We start from the raw sequence: 25,286 nt of genomic DNA, 5'->3' as shown, positions 1-25,286 counted from the left end.
AGTCTTGCCGAGACGCGCGGAGTGCCCGCTGGTGCGGGCCTCACTGTGAGAACACTGCCGGAGGTCCACGCCGATGAGCAGAGCCGATCGCACCAACTTGACCGGTGCCGATGCACTACCTCCCCCGCTTGACGACCGGCCGTCGCCGGCCCAGATGATCACCGACCTGGCCCACGTGCTCGTCGGCGACGACGACTGCCGAACCTGCATGAGCGCCGCGGTGAAGCTGATCGCCCCCACGCTGCGCGCCGACGCCGTGCTCGTGCTGGCCGATCCGCCGGGCTACGACGGGCAGGTGCTCTCGGCCGCCTCGGCGACGTCCCCGGCCGCGCGGGAGTCCGCCGCGGCGATCACGCAGGCGCTCGTCGCGGTGCGTGGCGACGACGGCGGCCGAGCACTGCCGCCCGAGCGGGCCGGCGAACGGCTCGCCGAGGTGGTGCGGCCGTGCCCGGGACAGCAGGTCATCGTCTCGCCGGTGCCGGGCGACCCCGGGCTGGTCGGCGTGCTCGCCTGCTCCCGCCCTGCTGACGCGGCCGCCTTCGACGACGCCGACCGGGGTGACCTCGCCGCGGCGGCCGGCGTCATCGGGCTGCTGCTGCGGATCTCACGCCAACGCTGGGAGCAGGATCGCCTCTCGCGTCGCTGGCAGGAGGCCTTCGACTCGGCTCCGGTGGGCATGGGCGTGCTCGACGCGGCCGGCTGCATCGCCCTGGTCAACCCGCGCGCGGAGCAGATCTTCGGGCGCAGCGCGGAGCAGCTGGCGGGAGTGAACTGGCGGGAGGTGACACACCCGGATGACCTGGAGGCGGAGAGTCGCCACCTGGCCGACGTGCTGCTGCAACGGGTGCCCCGCATGGACCACACCAAGCGAGTGCTGCGGCCGGACGGCGAGGCGCGGTGGGTGCAGGCCTCCACGGTCATCCGCGCACCCGCCGAGGACGAGCCGGCCGAGTACTTCACCCAGCTGCTCGACATCACCGACCAGCGCGCGGCCGAGGGCGAGGCGCACCGCTTCGCCGCGCTCGTGGAGTCCAGCGTTAACTTCATCGGCCTCGCCGGCCTCGACGGTCGGCTCACCTACCTCAACCCGGCCGGACGCCGCCTGGTCGGCCTCGCCGAGGACGTCGACGTCACCGGCCTGGTCACCTCGGACTTCGCCGTCCCCGAGTCGGTCGAGGCCGGGGCACGGGACCGGCTGCTGCGGGAGGGCCGTGTCATCTCGACCCTGGAGCTGCGTCACTGGGACGGCGGCGAGGCGATCAGCGTGGCCTCGAACGCGTTCCTGCTCACCGATCGCGATACCGGGGCGCCCATCGGGTTGGCCACGATCTGCCGGGACATCCGCGGCGAGATCGAGTCCCGTCAGGCGCTGGAGCGGGTGAGCGAGCAGCGTCGCCAGCTGCTGCAGGAGGTCGTCACCGCCGAGGAGAACGAGCGCGGCCGGCTGGCCGAGGTGCTGCACGACGAGCCGATGCAGCTCGTCGCGGCGATCGGGCTGCGGCTGCGGGCGCTGGCCGGCGCCGAGGCGCCCACGGGCGAGCTGGGAACGGTCATCGACCTGGTCGACCGCGCCGGCCACAGCCTGCGCGCCGTGCTCAGCGACCTCGATGTCGGCCCCGCCGACGAGTCGTTCGCCGCCATGATCGCCGAGGTGGCGCCACGGCTGTGTCCGGGCGTCGTCGTCACCGTCGAGGGAGATCCCGGCCCGCTGCCGGACGCGGCGGCCCTGGTCCTGGCACGGGCGCTGCGGGAGACCCTGACCAATGTGGGACGTCACGCCCACGCCCGCTCGGTCTCGATCGGCTTCGACCGGGACGAGCGCGGCTTGGCGGTCCGGGTCCGCGACGACGGTGTGGGAATGGGTCGCGTGCCGGAACGGCGGGGGCATCTCGGCCTGCGCACGCTCACTGCCCGCATCGAGGCGCTGGGCGGTTCGTGTCGGGCCGGCGACGACGAGCGGGGCGGCTCGGTGGTGCAGCTGTGGTTGCCCGCCGCGGCGCTGGACCTCAGCTGATCTCAGCGCGGGTCGGCGGCCACGACCCGGCGCACCAGTTCGGCGACGCGGGACTTCTCCGCGAAGTAGGAGGCACCAGCCGTCAGCATGCGCTCGCGCTGTCCGGTGTGGGTGGAGGTGCTGACGATCGTCGTCGTCGGCCAGCGGTTGCGGACGGTCGTGACGAGTTCGGCCCCGCCGCCGGCCATGCGGACGTCCAGCACCGCGATGTCGACGTGCTCGTCCTCGAGCGTGGCGACGGCGCTCGTGCCGGTCTCGGCGAGACTGATCCGTAGCGGCGGTGAACTGTCGGCCGACCCGGCGATCGCGTCCCGCAACGCCTGCAGGACATCCGGTTGATCGTCGGCGATGAGGACGTGCAGCGTGGCCGCAGTGGCCTCGTCCCGACGCATCCTTCGATGGTGACCGCTGCTCCGGCTCGTCGGTAGGTGCGATTGCACTATTGGCTGTCCAGGACGGACTCCCGGGTCGCGATGGCTGCCGCCTCGAGTTTCGAGTGCGCGCCGAGCTTCGTCAGCACCGACTGGACGTGGTTGCGGACCGTGTTGACCGAGACCACGAGATCGCCGGCGATCTGCTGGTTGGACTGGCCGGCGACGATGCCACGCAGCACGTCCCGCTCGCGGGCGGTGAGGTCCGCACCGGGCCGGCGGCCGGTCTCGGAGCGGGCGATCCGCGCCAGCAGCCGGGCCAGCAGGTCCGGGGCGACGGTCGACTCCCCCGTCGCCGCCCGCGCGATCGCCTCGCGGACCGTCTCCAGCGAACCGGTCTTGGTCACGAACCCCGCGCAGCCGGCCTCGATCGCCGACAGCAGCACCCGCTCGTCCTCCACCGCCGTCACCATCACCACCGCCGCATGCGGCGCCAGCTCCGCGATGGCGCCGGGGCCGTCGAAGCCGGTCGTGTCGGGCAGGCGGTAGTCGAGCAGCACGACGTCCGCGGTGCGCGTCCGCAGCACGGCGAGTCCCTCGGCCAGGGTCGCCGCCACGCCCACGACCTCCAGGTCAGGGTCACTGGCCAGCGCCGCCCGCATCGCCTCGGCGAAGAGCACGTGGTCGTCGATCACCAGCACGCGAGTCGCCACCCACGCCTCCTCCGGTCGGCAGAGGGCAACAGTATGCGCATCGGCCGGCGACGAAGGTCGTGCCGGGAGGTCGGGCCAGCGGTCGCCGCTCTCGTCGTCGCGTGTCGAGGCGTCGATTCACGATGGCCACGCAGTTCCGGTCTACGGATCCGCCCCCGGTGTGAGACCGCAGAGCCGCCGGAGCCCCCCGAGGCCACGCTGCCCGCGGCGAGATCCACATCGCGTAGCCGCCACGGTCGGCGCCTGCTCGCCAGAGCGCACAGTCCCTCGACGCCATCCCGGCACGATTTCTCTAGCCCCCGAACACCCGTCGCAGGTGCTCCCGAAGCCGCTCGTCACAGACGTAGACGTAGGTACCTCGCATGCCGCGGGTCAAAAGCACGGCGTAGATGTTCCGCACGAAGGCGAGCAGGTCGTCATCGCTGTATCGCAGGCCCCTCGCGGGGTTGTTCTGCTTTCCTCGCTTGTCGAAGTAGTTGCTTCGGTCGAAGCGAAGGCGGCCGCTGCCGGGGTCCAGCTGCAGGTCGCGCCCAATGACGACCCCTGCGTAGTTTAGGTCGTAACCCTGAATGGTGTGAATCGAACCGACCTCGTGCTTCGAGGTGGGCGAGTTGACCCAGTCCACGTCTGTCTGGTTCCACTGCAGGTCAACCCCCTCGAGGCGGATGTCCGTCGCGGTGCGGTCGTCCTTACTCACCCAAGGCCAGGCGAAACCCGCGAGTAGACGGGCCAGTCCGTCCTCGGCATCTCGTCGCTGGAGCTCCGTCCGCATGGCGACGAAGTCGTCGAAGAAGCGAAGATCGTAGTTCGGGAACTGCCTCGGCGCTGGTGGGTCGTCACTCAATGCTCGCCGCACGTAGTCGACGTAATCGTCGCCGCCCCGAACTCGAAGCTGCGACCGCAGTCGGTGCAGGCGCTGTGCAGTTCCCGCCGCTCCCAGCACCGCTTCCAGAGTTCTGCGCGGGAGGTCCGCCGGTCGAACACCCTGAGATGCGTCGAGCAACAGCACCCGATGCCTGCTCTTCGCGCGGATCCAGTCCAGCTGCGTGTGTGACGGATCGTCGTCCCCGAAGAGCGAGAGGTTGATCTTCTTGAACTTCGCGTTCAGCACACCGGTCGACTGATTCGCTCGCTGGCTGAGTCGATGCGTCTCATCCACGATCAACAGATCGAATGCCGTGTTGGACTCGCCCACCTGAAATGGCGTCAGGACACTGGCGGGATCCAACCCGGGGGTCTTTCGAAATACCCTCTCGATGGACTTACGAAGGGATTGTTGCGGAACGACAATGCCAATCTTGAACTGGCGAAGAAGGTCGGCGTTGTCGCTGGCGAAGAACTCGGCGAGCCGGGTATCAACCTCGGAGGCGGTGAGCGCATCGTCGGCACGGATGTCTGCCAGAAGTTTCATCAGAAAGATTCCGACGACGGTCTTGCCGGTACCGGGATCACCCTGAACAACCGTCTCGGAGTGCTCCCCGGAGCGAAGGTCGGCGAACAGGCCGGCCAGTAACGACTGCACTGATTCGCTTTGGTCGTGCGTCAGCGCCTTGAAGGGCGAGAGCTTGAAGAGATCGCTGTTCTCGATCTCCCTAACGGTGCGAACGAAAACACCATCACGCCGAAGTTCGGTGAAGATCTGCTCGAACGAGCGCCGGTAGGCGTCGCGTTGGTAGTAATCGGCATCGGTGATTCCGACGTTTCGGTTGCGAACTTCGAACCTGCCGTCGCCTGCCAACAGTTTGATCAGGTACGACTCCAGGTCGAGCGCCGCCGACTTGTTGAACGTCGGGTCGATCACCACGTGGGCGCGCGAGAGGCCGTCCTTGTCCGGGCTGTCGAGGTGCTGCCGAAACCGCGCCTCGACGTTCAGCGACTCTCCGACGTAGATCGCCTTCCCACCTTCGAGCATGTAAACCACGGGCCAATTGCGCAAGCGCACATCGGCCGAACTCCATTCACGAAGGACGCGCGCGGCTATTTCGACCCGCTCAATCCGGAAGCTGGTCATACCGCGTGCTCCGTCCTCGCGCCTTATCGACGGGATACTTCGCCCGGGTCTTCTCGACCTTGGCGAGGACGACGTCATCGACGTCCACGCCCAACCGATCGGCGAGTAGGTAGCAATACGTGAGCACGTCTGCAAGCTCGTCAGCAATCTCGTCCGGGTCTGCGCCATCGTTCCACTGGAACAGTTGCAGTAGCTCGCTCGCCTCGATCACGATGCTCTTGGCAAGATTCTCCGCCGAGTGGAACTGATCCCAGTCCCGTGCGGCCACCATCGCCCGAATGGCTGCTCGGGGGTCGTGATGTGACATGGCCGGATCGTAGCCGGACGTTTGCGCCCCCCATGCCTCCTCGACCGCGGGGGCCAGCGACCTACGGCGAGTTCAGCACGTGACGCAGCTCGTCCCGCCGGTGTTCGAGCTGGACCTCGATATAGACGGCATTCGCAACCAGCGCAGCCGCAACCAACGCCATGACGATTCGGACCACCACTGCGAGCGCCTTCGGGAACCAGCACAGCAGCGCCGCCGCGACGGCCATCACCGCGCCGGTCCAGACCTTGCCGGAGCCCTCGATGAGGTTGACCGATTGAAGGTTCAGGACGGTGCCAATCGCCGCCAGCAGGGCTACGACGACGCCGATGAGGGCGCGAACGTTCTTGTCCCCAGCTGTGTCGGGGAACGGCATGGTCTGCCCCGTGTAGCGGTAACCATCCCACCAGTGCAGGTGGCCGTCCTGGCCCGGCACCCATGAACCAGCCGGCGGTGGCGCTTCCGGGAACGCGAGCGACGGCCCCGGCACTGCCCAATGTTCGGGCGCCACCGGTCGTGGGCGGGGACGGTTCGGCGCCGGCACACCACGCTGCTCCCACGGTTCCAACCCTGGCTCGCGCATCGACGTGCTCCCCTCCCGATGACCCGCCACACGCGGATCACGGTGGATGCTCCCTCGCCCCGGCCGCGTCGGCAAGGAGGTCGAGGTTCCCAAGGGCATGTCGGTTAACTAGCGGCCGCGAAGGTCGCCGGAGCCGCCTAAGCATCGCCAGCTGGAGGCCCCGGTATTTCGCGGTGCGAAGGTAGGGTGGGCGATACTGGGATCGAACCAGTGACCCCTGCCGTGTGAAGGCAGTGCTCTCCCGCTGAGCTAATCGCCCGGGACGGCCGCGGAAGCCGCAGCGCAGGCAAGGTTACCCGGCCGGGACCCGCCACCGCACGCGGGTACCCGAGGGCTCGTTCGGCTCCCAGACGCAGTCGCCGCCGCGCTGCCGGGCACGCTCGGCCATGTTGCGGGTGCCGGAGTTGTAGGACGTCTCCCCCATACCCTTGCCGTTGTCGGCGATGAGCATCGAGACCTGGCCGTCGCCGGCCTGGACGCGGACCTCGACGGCGGTGGCGGCGGCGTGGCGGGCGACGTTGGCCAGCGACTCCCGCAGCACGGCGAGCAGGTCGTCGCGGACGGTCTCGGCCTCGAAGTCGGGGTCGTCGACGGAGACGTCGGGGCGGAAGCCGAGGATGCGCGTGGCTTCCTTGCAGACCTCGTCCACCGCGGTCGTGATGTCGACCGGCGCCACCGATCCGCCGCCGAGCTCGAAGATCGAGTGCCGCAGATCCTTGATCGCGATGTCCATCGCCTCGACGGCGGTGTTGATGCGATCGCGGACGTCGGGGTCGGCGCCGGGGTGGTTCGCGCCCTGCAGGTACATGCCGGCGGCGAAGAGCCGCTGGATGACGATGTCGTGCAGGTCGGCGGCGATGCGCTGCCGGTCCTCCAGCACCGCGATGTGCCCGCCGTGGCGACGCAGCTGACCGGCCCGCTCGGTGACCTGCCGTTCCAGGTCGTTCTTGAGCTCGGTCAACTCCTCCAGCGCGAGCGCGCGACGCTGGTCGACCCGGGCGATGCGCCGGGCCGCCACCCAGGTGAGGTAGCCGAAGGCGAGGGCGCAGACCACCACCATGATCGCGATCGTGGAGGCGGCGTCGTCGAGCCAGTCGCGCCGCCGCGCGACGAGGCAGACCAGGCCGATCAGCGGCAACCCGATCAGCGCGAGCGGCCAGAGGCGGCGCATGAGCAGCGCGCCGGCGTCGGTGCCCCTCGCCGTCCACGTCAGCACGCCGCCGTCGACCGCGGCGAGCGCGGCCAATCCCAGCAGCGCGCCGTCCAGCGCGGTGATCAGCGCGACGGTGGTGACCGGACGGGCCGAGTAGAGCGAGCGGACGTCGTAGAGGTAACCCAGCAGGACCACCGCGGCGGCCAGGACCGCGACGAAGGCGAGCGCCTGACCACGCCGGCCGTGGCCCCGCGGCACGAGCAGCCGGGACGACGCCAGCACGATCATCCAGACCACGGTCATCACCGACGACCGGCCCGGGTGAGCCGACCTCGTGGGGTCGTCGAAGAGCAGCTCGTCGATGCCGAGGTCGACGGCGAAGACATACTCGACCAGCGTGGCGGCCCCGAGCAGGAGTGCCAGCGTCGCCAGCACATCACCCGCGCGCCGGGGCACGAGCCAGGAGACGGCGATCAGCAGCATGCCGATCGCCGAGTTGGCCTTGATCCCGATCTGGCCGGGGACGAGTTCCCGCAGCCCCTCGACGCCGAAGACCCATCCGGCCAGCCCGACCAGCGCGAGCACGGCGGCGAGCGCGGCGCAGGCCCGCGCCACGCGAGGCATCGACCCGTGGCGCGCGCGGGTGCCGCCGCACGGCACCAGCCGGGCGGCGTCGGCGAGGGCCTCAGCTGCGGACATTCGGACTCGTTCCGTCAGACCGGGGAGATGGTCGGGGTCGATCGTATCGGGGAATGGCTATGGCAGTGCGCGCCGACACGGACGACGAAATACCCACTCCGGAGCCGCTGTCACCAGGCTTTTGAGCCGCGAGATCAACTTCGGAATGCGAATTTCGCGGCATGTGCACAAAAGCCAGCAATGTCCGCGTCACGGGTCGATCAGGACCGCTGCGGCAGGCCCGCCCGCCAGCAGGCCGCACCACCCACGCAAGACGTCAACGCGGTGAGCTGCCGGTCCAGAGCGGCACGCTGCGCCGCGGTCAGCGAGCCGGCCAGGTTGTCCATCTCGTAGGGGTCGGTGGCCCGGTCGTAGTACTCCCGCTCGCCGTCGCGGTAGCGCGTGTAGGTCCAGTCGGGACCCCGCAACGAGTCGTAGTCCGGCGGCTCACCGGCCGCCCGCGGCTGCAGGTCCGGGTCACTGGAGTGCGGCACGTTGGGACCGTGGTGCTCGACAAGCGCTCGCGTCCGCCACGCCACCGACTCGCCACGCAGCAGCGGCACGATGCTGCGGCCGTCCACGGTTGCCGGAGGGGTCAGCCCGGCCAGCTGCTCGAACGTCGGGGCGAGGTCGATGTTCTGCACCATCGCGTCGCTGGTCGCCCCCTGCTTCACACCGGGACCGGCGACGATCAGCGGCACGTGGACATCGGTGTCGAAGGCGGTCCGCTTGCCGGCCGCGAGCATGTGCTCACCGAGGTGCAGTCCGTTGTCGGAGTTGAAGACGAAGACGGTGTTGGCGAGCTGTCCGGTCTGCCGCAGCGTGTCGCGCAACTGCCCGATCGACCGGTCGATCGACTGCACCGACTCGACGCGCTTGCGGAACGCCAGGTCGAGCGACGCGATCTGCTTCGCGTTCAGCTTCTTGCGCGACTGCGCCAGCCAGCGTGGCGCGTTGGTGGGGAGCTTGTTGAAGGACGGCCCGCGCGGAGCCTTCAGCCCCGGGAACGTATTGGCATCGATCGGGTCGGGCGTGTACGGGTCGTGCGGCGAGTACGTGGCGAATTCCAGCGCAAAAGGCTTGCGGGCCGAGACCGAGTTCTCGATGAACTTCTGGCTCAGCCTGGTGATGACGCGGGTCAGGTAGTCCTCGGGTTTGTAGCCGTAGCGGACCGTCTTGCCGTTCTCGTTGAGGCCGTACCCGAAGTTCCGGTACGCCCCTGCGCCGACGGCCCACGTCGACCAGCCCGGCGGTACGTAATTGGCCGGCAGGTTGGCGAGCTTCTTCCCGACGAGATAGTTGTTGAGGTATTTGCCCATCATGGCGGTGCGATAGCCGGCACGTTGCAGGGCGAGTCCGTAGGAGGCCTGCGGCCCGCCGTGCTTGTTGAAACCGAGCAGCCCGCCGTCGGGCGGGATGTTGGTGAAGACGCCGGTGTTGTGCGGGAACTTCCCCGTGAAGATGGACGAGCGCGACGGGCAGCAGAGCGAATCGGTGACGCTGTAGTTCGAGAACGACATGCCCTCGGCCGCCAGTGCCCGGACGCGCGGCATGTAGGGAACGAGGTTCATCGACAAGTCGTCGGTGAGCACGTAGACGATGTTCGGCCGCGGCGAGTAGGCCGGCAGCGACGGCGGCGCGGACGAAGCGGACGTGCTGCCGCCGCCCCCCGTACAGCCGGCGACCAGCACAGCTGTCACCGCCAATGCCGCCAGGGTCACCGGCCACCGCCGGTGAGTGGTCCGAGCGCGCCGCGCCATCTTCGCGTTCCCTCCGGATCGACGCCGGGTTCGCCCACCGGCCACATCCGACCCGTGCCGGACATCGCGGCGAGTGTAGTTCGGGAGCTTCCGGACACCGCGAGGGCCACCTGCCGCCGACACGCCAGGTGCCGTCACACCGCCGCGCAATCCGCAAAACTCCTCTTTTGCCGTCGTTAAGCCCGCACCTGCGGCTCCCGACGCCGTCACCGCCGGCAGACTGTGTCCCCCGTCATAGCGCGCCGAAAGCCCTCTCGCTCGACATCTCTCTGACGGCGATCTGCGGTCATGTAGCGGGTGCGGGTCGGCCGTTTCAAGTTGTCTTGTCCGAAATCGGATAGTTACATGGCGTCGACATACCTCAAGGTTTGGTACCCGACCCACCCGGTGAGAGGACCACGTATGACCGCCACGTCCCGGCACCCTGCTGCTCCCGACGACCGGCCCCTCCCCTTCCCCCGCAGCCTGCCCACCGACCAGCGCCCGCCGGTTCGGCCGCGAGCAGACGACGAGGACGCCACGACCGGGGACGAGATCCGCGGGCCGGGACGGCGCGGCTTCCTCAGCTGGGCGATCGCCGCGCCGACACTGGTCGTCGGCACCTCGATGCTGGCCTCGCTGGCCACCGACGCCGAGCCCGCCGCCGCGGTCGGCACGTCGATCCCCGAGCCCGCCGACCTCTTCGACCTCGGCGATCTGCAGGACCTCGCCGCGCTGCCGACCTCGAACCTCATCACGGTCACGGTCGGCACCGACGGCATCGCGCGGTTCGCCATTCCCCGCTCCGAGGTGGGGCAGGGCATCACCACCTCGACCACCATGATCATCGCCGAGGATCTCGACATCCCGATGTCCCAGATCGAGGTGACGCTCGCCGACGCCCGTCCCGAACTGCTCTTCAACCAGCTGACGGGCGGCTCGAACACCACCACCTCCACCTACCACGCGATCCGCACCGCGGCGTCCCACGCCCGTGATCGGCTGATCGCGGCTGCGGCGGCGCAGTGGAAGGTGTCGGCCTCGACGCTCACGACCAAGGACGGTGTCGTCCTCGGCAGCGGCGGCAGGAAGGCGTCCTACGGCTCGCTGGCCACCGCGGCGGCGGCGACGAAGACGGTGACGCTGCGAGGCAAGCTCAAGTCGCCGGAGAAGTTCACGGTCCTCGGCAAGGGACATCGGCGCGTCGACGCGCTCGCCGCCGTCACCGGCAAGAAGCAGTTCACCCTCGACCTGCAGATCCCGGACGCGCTGCCGACGATGATCGCGCGGCCGCCGACGCTGAACGGCACCCCGACGTCGATCTCGAACCTCGCTGCGGTCAAGGCCATGCCCGGCGTCACGGACGTCGCGATGATCTCCACCGGCATCGCCGTCCGTGCCAAGACCTTCGGCCAGTGCATCGACGCGATCCGCGCCGTCGACGCCACGTGGAGCAAGGGCACCGAGGCGGGCAAGTCCAGCGAGGACATCTTCCGGCAGCTCAAGGGCGCCGAGCTGCCGCTGGCCGTGCCGAAGGTGCCGCTGTTGGCCAAGACCGTCGAGGGCAGCTTCCGGTTCCACTTCCGCAGCAACTCCCCGCTGGAGACCGGCTCGGCCATCGCGAGCTGGCAGCCCGACGGCATCGAGGTCTGGAGCACGCTGAAGGCGCCACTGGTGCTGCAGAGCGACCTCGCGGAGAAGTACAAGATCCCCAGCAACCGGATCAAGGTCCACGTCACCGAGGGCGGGGGCTCCTTCGGCCGTCACCTCTTCAGCGACGCCGCGCTCGAGGCCGTCGAGGCGTCCAAGGCCTTCGGTGGCAAGAAGGTCAAGCTGATGTGGAGCCGCACCGACGACTTCCGGCAGGGGCGCGTCCACCCGGCCGCCACGTCGCGAGTGCGGGCCACGTACCTCTCCGGCAACGTCCTCACCTACGAGCAGCGCCACACCAGCGTCTCGACGTCGTTCGGTCACGGTCTGGGCGAGATGCTCTCGGCCTTCGCATCCCGCCTGCCCATCGCCGGCAACTACTCGATCGCGCAGGGCATCTTCCTGCTCACGCAGACGGTCTCCTACAAGTACGGGCTCACCACGCAGCTGCTCAACGAGGTCAACGAGGGCTTCAACACCGGCAGCATGCGCAACATCTACTCCCCCGACACCCGCACGGCACAGGAGCTGATCACCGACGAGCTCGCCAAGCTCGCCAAGAAGGACCCGTACCAGTTCCGTCGCGCCTTCATCAAGCACGCCCGCGGCCGCGCCGTCCTGGACAAGGTCGCCGAGGTCGGCAACTGGGGCCGCAGCATGCCGGCGGGGACCGCGCAGGGCATCGCGGTGCACAACGAGTACAAGGGCTGGTGCGCCTGCCTGGTCGAGATCGACACCCGCGCGTCGCAGACCGGCCGCGAGATCGAGGAGGCCTACACCGGGCCGCGCGTCACCAAGGTGACCTTCGCCGTGGACGTCGGTCTACCGCTCAACCCGACCGGCCTGGAGGCGCAGATGCAGGGCGGGATCATGGACGGCATCGCCCAGACGTTGACGTCCAGCCTGCACCTCGAGGACGGCTACTTCCTCGAGGGCTCGTGGGACAACTACTACTACACCCGGCAGTGGAACGTCCCGCCCGAGATCAACGTGATCATCATGCCGCCGACCGGCGACAAGCCCGGCGGTGCCGGCGAGTTCGGCGTCGCAGCGTCCATGGCGGCCACCGCCTGCGCCTACGGTCGCGCCGTCGGCAGGATGCCGACGGAGTTCCCGATCAATCACGCGGACGCACCGTCGCACTTCACGGTCATCCCGACCGTGCCGTCCACCCCGCAGAGCCCCACCGACGGCCTCACCACCGACGTCAGCGGCTGACAGGAGAACCGACATGGGAACCCACAAGTTCGTCCTGAACGGCGAGAAGGTCACCGTCGAGGTCGAGGACGACGTCCGCCTGCTCTGGGTGCTGCGCGACGTCCTCGGCATCGTCGGCCCGAAGTACGGCTGCGGCCTCAACGTCTGCAAGGCCTGCACCTCACACGTCAATGGCAAGGCCTTCAATCCGTGCTCGGTGAAGGTTGCCGACATCGCCGAAGACGACGAGATCACCACCATCGAGGGGCTGCCGGCCACCGTGGGCAAGGAGCTGCACCCGATGCAGGAGGCCTGGCTCGACATCGACGTCGCACAGTGCGGCTACTGCCAGCCCGGCCAGATCATGAAGGCGGTCGCCCTCGTCAACGAGGTCAAGAAGTCCGGCCGCAGCATCACCGACGACGACCTCGACGAGATCCGCAACATCTGCCGCTGCGGCACCTACCACCGCGTCCGCGAGGCCATCAAGGCCGGCGCCGAGCGGATGTGACCCGATCGGGGAGCGCTGGTCCCGCTCAGCGGGACCAGCGCTCCCCGATCGCGGCGGGCTCAGGCGGCGGCGGAGCGAGCCGGCTGTCCGGGCCGGACGGGCAGCGAGGCCCAGCCACGGAGCACGCGGGTCTGCCGGCGGCGGCCGGGTCGGCCGGCGGCGAGGTCCGGGAAGCGGTCGAAGAGGCTGCGCAGCCCGACCTCCCCCTCGAGCCGTGCCAGGGCGGCGCCGAGACAGAAGTGCCGACCGCCGGAGAAGGCCAGGTGCTTGTTGGCGTTGCTCCGGGTGACGTCGAACCGGGCCGGCTCCTCGAAGACCTCGGGATCCCGGTTGGCCGCGGCGAGGATGGTGACGACGAAGCTGTCGCGGGCGATCGTCCGTCCGGCGAGCTCCACCTCGGCGTCGGCCACCCGTCCGGTGAGCTGGACCGGCGGCTCGACGCGCAGGCACTCGTCCACCGCGTTGGACCACAGCGACGGGTCGTCGCGCAGGATGCCGAGCTGGTCGGGGTGGTCCAGGAGCAGCTTGGTGCCGGTGGAGAGCAGGTTCACCGTCGTCTCGAAGCCGGCCGCGAGCACCAACCCGGCGGTGGCGCGCAGCTCGTCGTCGGTGAGGCTCGCGCCGTCGAGCTTGGCCTGGATCAGCCGGCTCATGAGGTCCTCGCCCGGGTTGCTGCGTAGGCCGTCCATGTGCGCGCCGAGCCAGCGGTCGAAGGCGAGCAGGCCGCGTTCGACCTCGCGGAACTGCCGGTACGGCAGCCCGAAGTCCAGGCTGGGGGCGACGCGGTCGCCGAAGTCCAGCACCCGGCCGCGGTCGGCCTCCCCCACCCCGAGGATGTCGCTGATGACGGCGACCGGCAGCTGCGCGCAGTACCGCTCGACCAGGTCGACCTCGTCGTCGGCCTCGGCCGCGATCGCGTCCAGCAGCCGATCGGCGCGGGCCTGGACCTCCTCGCGCATCGCATTCACCGCGCGGGCGGTGAAGACCGAGGAGACGAGCGTCCGGTAGCGGGTGTGGTCCGGCGGGTCGGTGGCCAGCAGCGACGGCGTCTCCAGGGGGTGCAGGGCGCCGGTGCGGGTGAGGCGTTCGATCCTGTCCAGCGGCGACGGGATGCTGCTGCTGACCGAGGTGGTGCGGAAGTCGTCCGAGCGCAGCACCTGGCTGGCCACGGCGTGCGAGGTCGTCACGTAGCCGACGCGGGTGGTCAGCAGCGGCCCGGTGGCGCGGATCTGCTCGTAGAGCGGGTACGGGTCCAGCCGCACACTCGGGTCGGCGATCAGCCGTGCCTGCAGATCGCCCTGCTTGGCCCAGCGCCGGGTCGCCGCGCGACCGAGACCGTGCAGGACCACCCATCGCGCCACAGATCTCATGAACCCACTCTGGCAGATACGCCACAGGTCGTCGCGGCACACTGGAGCCGATGTCCCGACTCGTGTTGCCCCTTGCCGCCGCGCTCTGCGCCGCTGCGCTCGCCGCGTGCGGGTCGCAGACCGCCGACCGCGGTGATCCCGCGCTGGTCCAGCGACCGGCCGAGTCGGTCTCCGTCCGGACGGTCTCCGTCGGCGGCCTCGGTCCGGTGCTGGCCGACGGCTCGGGGCAGGTGCTCTACATGTTCCCGCCGGACGCGCGCCGCGTGGTCAGCTGCACCGGACCCTGCGCCGGCACCTGGCCGCCGCTGGCACTCGCCGACGGCCGCAGACCACGCGCCGGCGCCGGGGTCACCGCGAGCAAGCTCGGCACGCTCCCCGATCCCAACACCGGGGGCCGCGTGGTGACCTACAACGGCTACCCGCTCTACCGCTACGCCGGCGACCTCGCTGCGGGGCAGGCACGCGGCCAGGCGCTGAACCTCAACGGCGGTCCGTGGTACGTCCTGTCGCCGGCCGGCACGCCGCTGACCAAGGCGGTGTCGTGATGGGGGTGAGCCGTCGCGAGCTGCTCACCGGAGTCGCCGGCCTCGCGGTCGGTGCCGGTGCCGGCGCCGCCGGGTCCGCGGCTGCCGAGAGCGGCCCGCCGCCGGACCCGTCCCGCCTGCCCTCGGCCAACGAGGAGCTGATGACCGAGCACGGCGTCCTGAAGCGGGTGTTGCTCTGCTACCGCGCCGTTGTCGAGCGCATCGACGCCGGGCGGACGGTGCCGGCCGGCGCGGTCACCGACAGCGCGCAGATCGTCCTGGACTACGTCGAGGACTTCCACGAGGGGCTGGAGGAGGGCTACGTCTTCCCCCGGGTCCGCGCGGCCGAGCCGACGCTCATCCGGACCCTGCTCGAACAGCACGACCGCGGGCGGGTGATCACCGCCAGGTTGCTCACCGTCCCGGCGGCGCTGCCGCGGGCGGCGCGCACGCAGGTCCGCGACGACCTCGCCGCCTTCGTCCGGATGTACGAGCCGCACGAAGCCTTCGAGGACACCGTCGTCTATCCCGCGCTGCGGGCGGCGCTGCGGCCGGCGCAGTTGACCGAGCTCGCCGAACGGTTCCACGACCTGTCGGACAAGGAGTTCGGCGACGCTGCACTGCGGCAGGTGCTGCGCCGGGTGCACGGGGTGGAACAGCAGCTCGGCATCGACGACCTGGCCAGCTTCACGCCGTGACGGGTCGCCGCCTGCTGCCGCCGCGGACGACACCGGGGGCGGACCTGCCCGTCCGCGAGGCGCTGCCGGAAGTGGTGGCGGCGGTGCGAGAGCAGGGCACAGCGCTGCTGGTCGCTCCGCCGGGCTCGGGCAAGACGTCGCTGCTGCCGCTCGCGCTGGCCGATGCGCTGCCCGGACGGATCCTGGTGGCCGAGCCCCGCCGCATCGCCACCCGCGCGGCCGCGGTCCGGCTGGCCGACCTGGTGGGCGAACAGCCCGGCGACCGCATCGGGTACGCGATGCGGGGCGAGCGGGTCGGCGGCGCGCAGGCGCGGGTCGAGGTGCTCACCACCGGGCTGCTGGTGCGCCGGCTGCAGCGCGACCCCGAGCTCACCGGTGTCGCCGCCGTCGTCGTCGACGAGTGCCACGAGCGCCACCTGGACACCGACCTGCTGCTGGGCTTCGCCGCCGATGTTCGCAGCCACCTGCGCGACGACCTCGCGCTGCTGGCCATGTCGGCCACGCCGGATGTTGCGACCGTACGCCGGGTGCTCGACGACGTTCCCGTCGTGACCGCAACCGGGACCTCTCACGACGTGACCACCATCTGGGCGCCCCCGCCGCAGCCGATCCCGCTGCGACCCGGCGGCCGGGTGGACGACCGGCTGCTCGCGCACGTCGCCGCCGTCACCCGCCGAGCCCTGGACGAAGGCGAGGGGGACGTGCTCGTCTTCGTCCCCGGCGAGCGGGAGATCGCGGCCGTCACGCGGGCCCTGGACGGCGTCGCCGCCGACGTGCTGACGCTTTTCGGACGGCAGTCCCGCGCCGAGCAGGACCGCGCGTTGCGGGCCGGCCCGCGGCGGCGTGTCGTCGTCACCACCGCAGTGGCGGAGAGCTCGCTGACCGTGCCCGGCGTCCGGGTTGTCGTGGACGCGGGACTCTCGCGTGAACCGAGGACCGATCACGACCGCGGGCTGTCGACGCTGGTCACCACGAAGGTGTCACGCGCGGCCGCCGATCAGCGGCGCGGCCGGGCCGGTCGTGAGGGTCCGGGCCGCGGTTACCGCTGCTGGAGCGAGGCCGAGCACGCGCTGCTCGCCGAGCATGCCCCGGCCGAGATCGCCACCGCCGACCTCGCCCCCTTCGCTCTCGCCCTCACTGCCTGGGGCACGCCCGGGGGCATCGGCCTCCGCCTCCCCGAACCTCCCCCGGAGCGGGCCCTGTCCGCCGCCACCGAGCTGCTGGCCGATCTCGGCGCGGTGGGCGAGGACGGCCGGATCACCGAGCGGGGCCGGGAGCTGGCCGAGGTCGCCGTCCATCCCCGGCTGGCGCGGGCGCTGGTGGACGGCGCCGAGCTGGTCGGCGGTGACCGAGCCCGCGAGATCGTGGCGCTGCTAACCGAGGACGGGCTCGGTGGCCGCGACGACGACCTGAGCATCCGTTACCGCCGGGTCCGCGCCAGCCGCGACGCCCGCTGGCGTGACGAGGTCCGTCGACTGGGGACGGGCGGTCCGGCGCGAACCGCGGTCTCCGACGACCGGGCCGCTGCCCTCGTCACCGGACTCGCCTATCCCGAACGGCTGGCCCGCGCCCGCGGCGGTGACACGACGGCGTACCTCATGGCCGGCGGCACCGGGGCCGCGCTCGCCGACGAATCCGCCCTGCGGGGCAGCCCGTGGCTCGCCGTGGCTGCCGCCGAGCGGGGGCCGGGGCGAGCCGACGCACGGATTCGCTGTGCGGCGCCGCTCGACGAGGAGTCGGTGCGGCTGATTGCCGGCTCCCGGCTCGGCGAACACGACGAGGTGACCTGGCGCGACGGCGATCTCGTGGCCCGCCGGGTGGAACGGCTCGGCGCAATCGTGCTGCGGGAACTGCCGCTGCCCGACCCCGACCCGCTTCGGGTCCGCGAGGCGGTCCGGGCCGGGCTGCTGGCCGACGGCTGGGGGCTGCTGTCCTGGACCGACGCCGCGGCAAGCCTGCGGCAGCGGCTGGCCTTCCTGCACCAGCATCTCGGCGAGCCATGGCCGGACGTCTCGGACGCGGCCCTGCTCGCGCGCCTCCACGACTGGCTCGGTGCCGACCTCGACGGGGTGCGGCGGGCCCGCGACCTGGCCCGGATCGATGTCACGTCGGCACTGCGCCGGCTGCTGCCCTGGCCGGCGGCGACCCGCCTCGACGAGCTCGCCCCGGAGCGGCTGGCGGTGGCCTCCGGCTCGCGGGTGCGGTTGCGTTACGACGGCGCCGAGCCGCCGGTGCTGGCGGTCAAGCTGCAGGAGCTCTTCGGCACCGTCGACACCCCCACCGTCGCCGACGGTCGGGTGCCGGTCGTGCTGCACCTGCTCTCCCCGGCCGGACGTCCGGTCGCGATCACCGGCGACCTGGCGTCGTTCTGGCAGCAGGGCTACCCGCAGGTCCGTGGCGAGCTGCGGGCCCGCTACCCGCGGCACCCGTGGCCGGACGATCCGCTCACGGCGGCGGCCACGAAGCGGACCACGCCGCGCGGCTGATCAGGTCAGTCGCGGAAGACCACCCTGCGCATCGCGAGATACATGAACGCCGCCTCGCAGCCGCCGGCCACGATCCGGGCGAGCCGGAAGTCCAGGCCGACCCCGGCCAGCGCGGTTGCGACGCCCAGCACGCAGACCAGGTAGTTCGCCGCGACCACGACGACGTAAAGCCGCAGCTGCCGGCCGACCGGAGCGTGCGAGCGGAAGTTCAACACCCGGTTCAGCGCGTACGCCAGAGCGAACGCGGTCGCGTAGGCGACGGTGATCGCGAGCGCCAGCGGCCAGCGCGCGGGACCGTGCAGCACCGCCAGCAGCGCGAGGTCGACGCCGAAGGTGACGGAGTTGATCACCACGAAGCCCAGGAAGGTCGGCGCGACCCAGCGGGACAGCCCCCACGGCAACCGCCGGACCACCGCTCGCATCGCCTCGGCGTAACGCTCGCCGGCGGTGCGCGCACCCGTTCCGCGCGCCAGGGTCTCCATCGCGCCAGCCTCCGCGTCCGGGATGAACGCGGGTGAGCCGGCGCGTGGCCGACGGTGAACACGGGGTCGACACCGACTGGCCTGCGGGTGCGGTGGCCGACGGACCCTGCGGGTGCGGTGGTCGACGGATCCTGCGGGTGCGGTGGTCGACGGATCCTGCGGGTGCGGTGGTCGACGGACGCTGCGGGTGCGCTGGCCGGCGGCGTGGCCGACCGACCGGGGGCGGGCACCGACAGGCACGGGCTGAACACCGAAGGTGTCCTGCCCTTTTCGGCCCCGTGTTCTGCACCCATATTCGGGTGCAGAACACCCGACGACCCTCTTTGCAGCCCCGTGTTCTGCACCCATATTCGGGTGCAGAACACGGGGCGCTCGGTAGGGCGTTCTCCCGGTGCGATCGCGACCTGCACACCGGGCGCGTCGTCGGGCGCTCTGTCGGTGCGATCGGGATCTGCACACCGGGCGCGTCGTCGGGCGCTCTGTCGGTGCGATCGGGATGACCAGTGGACCGGGCGCGGCCTCAGGCGGTGGCGAACCGATCGGTGGCGTCGATGAGGGCCGCGAGGATGCCGGGCTCGCTGAAGGCGTGGCCGGCGTCGTCGACGATGACGAACTGCGCGTCGGGTAGCGCTCGATGCAGCTCGTAGGCGGTGGTGGCGGGGGTGCACATGTCGTAGCGCCCCTGCACGATCACCGTCGGAATCCCCGTGACCAGTGGCGCGTCGCGCAGCAGCTGGTCGGGTTCGAACCAGCCGTCGTGGGTGAAGTAGTGATTCTCGATGCGCGCGAAGGCCAGCGCGTAGGCGGGGTCGGCGAACTCGGCGACGAGGCCGGGGTTGGGCAGCAGGGTGACACCGTTCGCCTCCCAGGTCGCCCAGGCGACCGCGGCCGGTCCGTGCACCGCCGGATCGGGGTCGGCGAGCAGCCGGGCGTAGGCGTCGATCAACCCGCCGGGTTGCCGCTCGGCCACCGGCACCGGCGCGAGAAAGCGCTGCCACGCCTCGGGATAGACGTTGCCGGCCGGTCCCTCGTAGAACCAATCCAGCTCGCTTCGGCGCAGCGTGAAGATCCCCCGCAGGACGAGCTCGGTCACCCGTGACGGGTGCCGCTGGGCGTAAGCCAGAGCGAGGGCGGAGCCCCAGGACCCGCCGAACACCTGCCAGCGGTCGATGCCGAGGTGCTCGCGCAGCAGCTCCAGGTCGGCGACGAGGTGCCAGGTCGTGTTGGCCGACAGGTCGGTGCCGTGGTCGCCGGCCGACGGCGTGCTGCGGCCACAGTTGCGCTGGTCGAGCAGGACGATGCGATAGCGCTCCGGGTCGAAGAGCCGGCGGTGCTTCGGCCCGGTGGCCCCGCCGGGACCCCCGTGCAGGAAGACGACCGGCTTGCCGTCGGGGTTACCGCTCACCTCCCAGTAGACGTGGTTGCCGTCGCCGACGTCGAGCATGCCGGTGTCGTGCGGTTCGATCTCGGGATAGAGCTCAGCCACCCGACGACCCTAACCGGCGCGGGCCGAACGACGCGTGCGCCATGCTTGCCGTCATGCCAGCGCGGGAGGGACGGTCGCCGCAGCCCACCCGACCGGCACCGACCGCAGGCGAGCTGGTGCTGACACCCGGCCGAGCCATCGGGGTGGCGCTGTGGCCGGGCGTCGGGCTCGGACTCGCCGCCGGTGAGGGCACCCACCGCGTCACGACCAGCGACCCCGCCGCGCTGGTCGCCGAGCTCGACGGCGAGCACCGTCCGCGATGGACGTGGTGGGGTCGAGAGACGGCCGACCTGCTGGTGGCCGCCGGGGTCCGGATCGGCGCCTGCTGGGACGTCGGCGCGGTCCAGCAACTCCTCGACGGCGGACCGCGGCCCAGCATCGCCGCCACCTTCGCGGCCCTGCACGGTCTGCCGGTCTCCGGGCTGCCACGATCCGGACAGCTCGATCTGCTCGCCGGCGGCCCGGTCGACGCCGACGGCGGCGACCCCGAGGACCCGGTCCGGAGCGATGGCTATCTGCGGCCGGAGTGGACCGACGACGGTTGGCACCGCGATCCCGACCGCCTCGCCCGCTGGGCCGCCCTCGCGCTGCGCTGCGCCGAGCGGCAGCGGACCGCCCTCGCCGACCTCCCCGCCACCGGCGATCCGCTGCTGACGGCCTACTCGGAGTCGGCCACCGAACTGCTCTGCGCGGAGCTGGCCCGCGACGGGCTGCCCGTGGACCGCACCACCGCCGAGCAGCTGATCACCGCGACCGCCGGGGCGCGGCCGGCCGACGCGGACGACGCGGTCCGGCTCCGCGCCGAGCGCGACGAACTCGTGCTGCGGCACGCGCGATCTCGCGTGGATCTGCGCAATCCCGGTCGGGTGCGGGAGATGCTCGAGGCGATCGGGGTGTCGGTCCCGGACACGCGGTCATGGCGCCTGGAACCGTTACGCGGCAGCCATCCCCTCGTCGATGCTCTGCTGCAGTGGCGCAAGGCCGAACGCATCGCCACCACCTACGGCCACGACTGGCTCGACGCGCACGTCCACGACGGCCGGCTGCGGGGCGCGTGGGCCGGCAGCGACGGCGCTGCGGGACGGATGACCGCCTCCGCCGGTCTGCACAACCTGCCGGCCGAGCTGCGCCCCGCCGTCGCCGCCGAGCCGGGACAGCTGCTGGTGCGCGCCGATCTCGGGCAGGTCGAGCCGCGGGTGCTGGCCTCGGTCTCCGGCGACCCCGCGCTCGCGCGGGCGGCCAGGGAGGACGACCTCTACGCGCCGGTCGCCGCCCGGTTGGGGGTGGAGCGTCCCGTCGCCAAAGTCGCGGTGCTGGCCGCGATGTACGGCCAGACCTCGGGGACGGCCGGCGCCGCCCTGGCCGGCCTCACCGCCGCCTATCCCACTGCCATGGCGCTGCTCGAGGCGGCGCACGCCTCGGGTCGCGCCGGGCGGGACGTCCGTACCAGCGGCGGCCGCCGGGTGCGGATGCCGCCGCTGCCCGACCATCTCGACGAGGCCGCCACGCAGTCCTTCCGGCAGAGCCGCGGCCGCTACGCCCGCAACGCGGTGGTGCAGGGGGCGGCGGCCGAGCTCTTCAAGACGTGGGCGGTCACCGTCCGGGCCCGCGCCGCGCCGCTCGGGGCGCGCATCGTGCTCTGCCTGCACGACGAACTGCTCGTCCACGTCCCCGCCGAACGTGCCGAGGCGACGGCGGCGCTGCTGGCGACCTGCCTGGACGAGGCGGCCGCCCGCTGGCAGGGCGGACGCAGCGCGGTGCGTTTCCTCGCCGACGTCTCCATCGTCGGGCGATGGTCGGAGGCGAAAAGCTAGGGCGTGTCTGACCATTCTCGCTCGTCGCGAGCGGCGGTCGGGTGCGCGCGATGCAAGGCGGAGGAGGACGGCCGTAGCCTGCTACGGCCGACGACGACAACGCCGCAGCGTGCGTGCCCGGGCGTCGCGCAGCAGAGCACGGGATTGTCAGACACGCCCTAACCCACCGGCTGCACGACCTCGCGACTGATACCAGCGAGATCGCGGACGCCGGCCAGCCCCATCGTGAGGTCCAGCTCGGCGACGACGTTCTCGATCACCTGTGCCACACCGTCGGCACCGGCGAGGGCCAGCCCGTAGATGTGCGGCCGTCCCAGCAGGCAGGCGTCCGCGCCGAGGGCCAGGGCGACGAAGACGTCGGCGCCGGTGCGGATGCCGCTGTCGAAGAGCACCGTCGCCTCCGGCCCGACGGCCTCGCGGACGGCGGGGAGTGCATCGAGCGCCGCGACGGATCGGTCGATCTGCCTGCCGCCGTGGTTGGAGACGATGACACCGTCCACGTGCTCCAGGGCTCGGACCGCGTCCTCGGGGTGCAGGACGCCCTTCAGCAGCACCGGCAGCGACGTGCGCGAGCGCAGCGTGGCGATGTGCTCCCAGGACAGCGCCGGGTTGGAGTACGTGCCGAGGAAACGTTCGACGGCGGCGCGTGGCTCGGGCGAGCGGAGATTGTCCAGCAACCGGCCGGGATACTGCCGCGACATCGACAGCAAGGTGCGCACCGCCGAGACCGTCACCTCCACCTTCTCCCGAGGCCCGGCGGCGGCTGCCACCTGCTCGCGGACCAGCGACCGGAAGGCCGGGTCGGAGGTGTACTGGGCGATGCCCTCGCCGCGGGCGAACGGCAGCGACCCCAGGTTGAGGTCCTGCGGCCGCCAGCCGAGCATGGTGGTGTCGAGGGTGACGACCAGCGCGCTCGCCCCCGCCTTCTCGGCTCGGTCGATCATCGACGACACCACCGTGTCGTCGGTCGACCAGTAGAGCTGATACCAGAACGGCGTACCGGACATAGCCGCAGCGGTGGCCTCCATCGGGTTGCAGCCCTGACAGGAGAAGACGTACGGCGTCCCTGCCGCGGCCGCGCCGGCGGCGATCTTCACGTCGCTGTCGTCGGTCACGAGCTGCGCCGCCCCCACCGGCGCGAGCAGCAGCGGGGCGGCGAGGTCCGTGCCGAGCACCGAGGTGCGCAGGTCCCGCGTCGCGGCGCCGGCCAGCATCCGGGGCACGATGCGCCAGCGGTCGAAGGCTTCGCGGTTGTGGCGCATGGTCGCCCCCTCGCCCGCGCCGCCGGCGATGTAGGCGCGGCCGCGCGGCGTCATCCGGGCGGTGGCGCGACGCTCCAGCAGGGCGGCGTCCGTGGGTACCGCGGGACGACGACCGAAGACGCCGTCGCGGTAGATGGCGGACTGGCGGTCCCGGCCACGGCCGGCCGCGCTCACAGGCTGCATCCGGGAAATCTAGCTCGTCGGGCGCTGCGGCAGGCCGGGCGCCGGGGGCGGCGGAGGCCTAGGCTGAGGTCTGAGTCACACCCGCTCGGGGCTCCGAACGGCGCCGGGTGGTTCGCTCCAACGGGTGGAGGTGCGCGGATGATCGAGACCCGTCCGCCCCGCCGCGTCCTGGTCGCGGACGACGACGACGGCGTCCGGACCGTGGTGAGCTGGCAGCTCGAAGCCGCCGGCTACGCCGTCTCGCAGGCCGGTAACGGGGTGCGGGCGCTGCAGGCGCTGCTCGCCGACCGGCACGATCTGGTCGTCCTCGACCTGTCGCTCCCCGGCCTCGACGGGCTCGACCTGCTGCGCCGGATCCGCCGGGGCAAGACGGCGGCGCAGGCCGACACCCCGGTCATCGTCCTCTCCGACCGCGGCGCGCCGACCGGCCGCATCACGGGCCTCGACGAGGGCGCCGACGACCACCTCGACAAGCCGTTCTCCCCCGACGTGCTGGAGGCGCGGGTGCGTGCGGTGTTCCGGCGGCGCGAACGCACCGGCGTCGCCGAGACCGTGCCGCAGATCCCGCCCGACACCGTCCGGGTAGGACAGCTCGAGGTCGATGCCGCCGCCCGTCGCGTCACGCTGCGGGGTGAGCCGGTGCAGCTCACGGCCAAGGAGTTCGACCTGCTCGTCTTCTTCGCCTCCCGGCCCGGACTGATCTTCAGTCGGGGCGAGCTGCTGGCGCGAGTGTGGCAGTCGCCGACCGGACGCCAGGGCGAGGCCACGGTGACCGAACACGTGCACCGGCTACGCCGCAAGATCGAGGACGACCCCGGGCGTCCGACCCTGCTCCGCACCGTCCATGGCGCGGGTTACCGGTGGGCGCCGCCGACCTGAACACTCCGCTCCGCCACGTGAGGACGCGTCCCTGCAGCGGCCCGCGACGTTCGGCCGCGGGCGCCGTCAGGCAGCAAAACCGGCGAGGGGCGGCAGCACGCTGAGCAACCGGGCGACAGGCGCGGAGGGCGCGACCAAGCGGAGGCTCTCCGTCCGTTCCGCGAGCTCGGCCAGCGCGAAGGGAACCGAGTGGTGCAGGAACGTGGTGGCGGCCAGCGAGACCTCGACCTCACCGTCGCACTCGATGCAGGTGCCCAACGCCTCGACCAGCTCGGTGACGTCGAAGGCGTCCACGGAGCCGGCCAGCGCGACGTGCAGTCCACCGCCGATCGCCCGCTCGTAGCCGAGACGCCACGAGCGGACAGCACCGACGCTGGCCGGATGGCGGCAGAGCGCCGCGTCCAGCAGCTGCTGCGGCAGCAGGTCGCGGTCGAACCAGCAGTTCCCGGCCACCGGACGCTCCGCGAGCCAGCGGTCGGCCACCTGCTCCCACGCCAGCCACCGGGCCACCCGGTCGCCGGAGCCGAGCAGGGTGGCGGTGTTGTCGGCGACGATCCGGAGGCCGGCGTATCCCTGATCCAGCGCGTCGTCGACGACCTCGTCGAAGCGGCGCAGCTGCTCGGCGAGCACACCAGCGCCACCGACCAGCAGCGGCTCGTAGGCCTCGTCGGCGGCGAGCACGGTGAGACGTCCGGAGGCGAGGTCTGCGGCGAAGTCCTCGCCGATCGCACCCGCGTCCCCGTCACGCGGCAGGAAGAGCAGCCGCTCGTCGGGGGCAGCCACCGTGAAGACGGCACGAGCCGTCTCGTCCAACCCTGACCGGCCGTGGCCGACCCACCCGAGATGATCATGGAGACGCGTCGCCGCGGCACCGTCCAGCAGGCCGCGACATCTCATCCGATGGACGCTACCCGCTGGTCCGGACCACAACGGATATTCGGGACCAACGGCCCGGCACGCAACCGTCGTCGCCGTGATCGCTCCGGGGCCGCGGCGCGCAACGTCACGAGCGCGACACGCCGGTCGCCGTCCCCCGGTTTTGCGGCGACCGGCGTGTCGAACCCGGACGCGTCCAGCACGTGGCACGCAACGCGCTGCGCTCCGCACGGGCGTCGCCGTGCTCGCGGGATGAGGGGCGACGCGTTGGCAAGATGATGCACCCGGCGTCGATCCGC

At 71.5% G+C, this 25,286-nt stretch carries 20 protein-coding genes and 1 tRNA gene; 8 read left to right on the top strand and 13 right to left on the bottom strand.

All coding sequences use genetic code 11. The features are described 5' to 3' along the window. Positions 1 to 73: 73 nt before the first annotated feature. A complete protein-coding gene (locus tag AC0NZQ_RS19375) occupies positions 74 to 2,014 on the top strand; it encodes a PAS domain-containing sensor histidine kinase (protein WP_474531716.1) in 1,941 nt (646 codons plus the stop codon). A 2-nt stretch (positions 2,015 to 2,016) separates the two neighbouring features. Here the strand turns inward: AC0NZQ_RS19375 and AC0NZQ_RS19370 are convergent, their stop codons facing one another. The 8 genes from AC0NZQ_RS19370 to AC0NZQ_RS19335 form a co-directional block, all read right to left on the bottom strand. Next, complete coding sequence (locus AC0NZQ_RS19370; protein WP_474531715.1) at positions 2,017 to 2,406, bottom strand: response regulator; 390 nt, start codon at positions 2,404 to 2,406, stop codon at positions 2,017 to 2,019. 47 nt (positions 2,407 to 2,453) lie between these two features. Next, positions 2,454 to 3,098, bottom strand: coding sequence for a response regulator (locus AC0NZQ_RS19365; RefSeq protein WP_474531714.1), 645 nt, complete (start codon positions 3,096 to 3,098; stop codon positions 2,454 to 2,456). A gap of 292 nt (positions 3,099 to 3,390) precedes the next feature. Then, positions 3,391 to 5,109 (bottom strand): DNA/RNA helicase domain-containing protein, encoded by a 1,719-nt coding sequence (locus AC0NZQ_RS19360; RefSeq protein ID WP_474531713.1) that lies wholly within the window; start codon positions 5,107 to 5,109, stop codon positions 3,391 to 3,393. Then, positions 5,090 to 5,416 (bottom strand): nucleotide pyrophosphohydrolase, encoded by a 327-nt coding sequence (locus AC0NZQ_RS19355; RefSeq protein ID WP_474531712.1) that lies wholly within the window; start codon positions 5,414 to 5,416, stop codon positions 5,090 to 5,092. The genes AC0NZQ_RS19360 and AC0NZQ_RS19355 overlap by 20 nt, the downstream gene beginning before the upstream one ends. Before the next feature lie 61 nt (positions 5,417 to 5,477). Continuing rightward, positions 5,478 to 5,906, bottom strand: coding sequence for a hypothetical protein (locus AC0NZQ_RS19350; protein ID WP_474531711.1), 429 nt, complete (start codon positions 5,904 to 5,906; stop codon positions 5,478 to 5,480). Between the two features lie 280 nt (positions 5,907 to 6,186). Then, positions 6,187 to 6,258, bottom strand: a tRNA-Val gene (locus AC0NZQ_RS19345). A 33-nt stretch (positions 6,259 to 6,291) separates the two neighbouring features. After that, positions 6,292 to 7,851 carry a sensor histidine kinase gene (locus AC0NZQ_RS19340; RefSeq protein WP_474531710.1) on the bottom strand — a complete coding sequence of 520 codons (1,560 nt, stop codon included), beginning with the start codon at positions 7,849 to 7,851 and terminating at the stop codon, positions 6,292 to 6,294. A 200-nt stretch (positions 7,852 to 8,051) separates the two neighbouring features. Further along, positions 8,052 to 9,530, bottom strand: a complete 1,479-nt coding sequence (locus tag AC0NZQ_RS19335; RefSeq protein WP_474531709.1) for a sulfatase family protein — start codon at positions 9,528 to 9,530, stop codon at positions 8,052 to 8,054. Positions 9,531 to 9,992: 462 nt separating this feature from the next. Here AC0NZQ_RS19335 and AC0NZQ_RS19330 point away from each other — a divergent pair, with 462 nt between their 5' ends. Both AC0NZQ_RS19330 and AC0NZQ_RS19325 read left to right on the top strand, forming a co-directional pair. After that, positions 9,993 to 12,437 (top strand): molybdopterin cofactor-binding domain-containing protein, encoded by a 2,445-nt coding sequence (locus AC0NZQ_RS19330; RefSeq protein WP_474531708.1) that lies wholly within the window; start codon positions 9,993 to 9,995, stop codon positions 12,435 to 12,437. A gap of 13 nt (positions 12,438 to 12,450) precedes the next feature. After that, the gene (locus tag AC0NZQ_RS19325) at positions 12,451 to 12,927 is read left to right on the top strand and encodes a (2Fe-2S)-binding protein (protein ID WP_474531707.1); all 477 of its coding nucleotides are present in this window, start codon (positions 12,451 to 12,453) and stop codon (positions 12,925 to 12,927) included. 59 nt (positions 12,928 to 12,986) lie between these two features. Here the strand turns inward: AC0NZQ_RS19325 and AC0NZQ_RS19320 are convergent, their stop codons facing one another. Beyond that, positions 12,987 to 14,297: a cytochrome P450 gene (locus AC0NZQ_RS19320; protein ID WP_474531706.1), complete on the bottom strand. Its 1,311-nt coding sequence runs from the start codon at positions 14,295 to 14,297 to the stop codon at positions 12,987 to 12,989. A gap of 50 nt (positions 14,298 to 14,347) precedes the next feature. Here AC0NZQ_RS19320 and AC0NZQ_RS19315 point away from each other — a divergent pair, with 50 nt between their 5' ends. From AC0NZQ_RS19315 to hrpB, 3 genes are read left to right on the top strand one after another with little or no spacing between them, the layout of a single operon-like run. Beyond that, positions 14,348 to 14,842, top strand: a complete 495-nt coding sequence (locus AC0NZQ_RS19315) for a COG4315 family predicted lipoprotein (protein WP_474531705.1) — start codon at positions 14,348 to 14,350, stop codon at positions 14,840 to 14,842. Between the two features lie 5 nt (positions 14,843 to 14,847). Next, positions 14,848 to 15,519 (top strand): hemerythrin domain-containing protein, encoded by a 672-nt coding sequence (locus tag AC0NZQ_RS19310; RefSeq protein WP_474531704.1) that lies wholly within the window; start codon positions 14,848 to 14,850, stop codon positions 15,517 to 15,519. Further along, positions 15,516 to 18,005: an ATP-dependent helicase HrpB gene (gene hrpB / locus AC0NZQ_RS19305; protein WP_474531703.1), complete on the top strand. Its 2,490-nt coding sequence runs from the start codon at positions 15,516 to 15,518 to the stop codon at positions 18,003 to 18,005. Before AC0NZQ_RS19310 ends, hrpB begins: the two co-directional genes overlap by 4 nt. Before the next feature lie 5 nt (positions 18,006 to 18,010). Here the strand turns inward: hrpB and AC0NZQ_RS19300 are convergent, their stop codons facing one another. Beyond that, positions 18,011 to 18,487: a GtrA family protein gene (locus tag AC0NZQ_RS19300; protein ID WP_474531702.1), complete on the bottom strand. Its 477-nt coding sequence runs from the start codon at positions 18,485 to 18,487 to the stop codon at positions 18,011 to 18,013. Positions 18,488 to 19,007: 520 nt separating this feature from the next. Then, a complete protein-coding gene (gene pip, locus AC0NZQ_RS19295) occupies positions 19,008 to 19,973 on the bottom strand; it encodes a prolyl aminopeptidase (protein WP_474531701.1) in 966 nt (321 codons plus the stop codon). A 53-nt stretch (positions 19,974 to 20,026) separates the two neighbouring features. On the opposite strand from pip, the gene AC0NZQ_RS19290 reads away from it, so the two are divergent. Further along, positions 20,027 to 21,787 carry a DNA polymerase gene (locus AC0NZQ_RS19290; protein ID WP_474531700.1) on the top strand — a complete coding sequence of 587 codons (1,761 nt, stop codon included), beginning with the start codon at positions 20,027 to 20,029 and terminating at the stop codon, positions 21,785 to 21,787. Between the two features lie 158 nt (positions 21,788 to 21,945). On the opposite strand, the gene AC0NZQ_RS19285 is transcribed toward AC0NZQ_RS19290, so the two are convergent. Beyond that, positions 21,946 to 23,232, bottom strand: a complete 1,287-nt coding sequence (locus AC0NZQ_RS19285; protein ID WP_474531699.1) for an alpha-hydroxy-acid oxidizing protein — start codon at positions 23,230 to 23,232, stop codon at positions 21,946 to 21,948. 138 nt (positions 23,233 to 23,370) lie between these two features. Between AC0NZQ_RS19285 and AC0NZQ_RS19280 the strand changes: the two genes are divergently transcribed. Then, on the top strand, positions 23,371 to 24,111 hold the full coding sequence (locus AC0NZQ_RS19280) for a response regulator transcription factor (RefSeq protein ID WP_474531698.1): 741 nt from the start codon (positions 23,371 to 23,373) through the stop codon (positions 24,109 to 24,111). 66 nt (positions 24,112 to 24,177) lie between these two features. On the opposite strand, the gene AC0NZQ_RS19275 is transcribed toward AC0NZQ_RS19280, so the two are convergent. After that, positions 24,178 to 25,008 carry an MEDS domain-containing protein gene (locus AC0NZQ_RS19275; protein WP_474531697.1) on the bottom strand — a complete coding sequence of 277 codons (831 nt, stop codon included), beginning with the start codon at positions 25,006 to 25,008 and terminating at the stop codon, positions 24,178 to 24,180. Positions 25,009 to 25,286: the final 278 nt, after the last annotated feature.

Source organism: Jatrophihabitans sp. sgz311053, from assembly GCF_056135305.1.
This window is presented reverse-complemented; position numbering and strand designations above follow the sequence as displayed.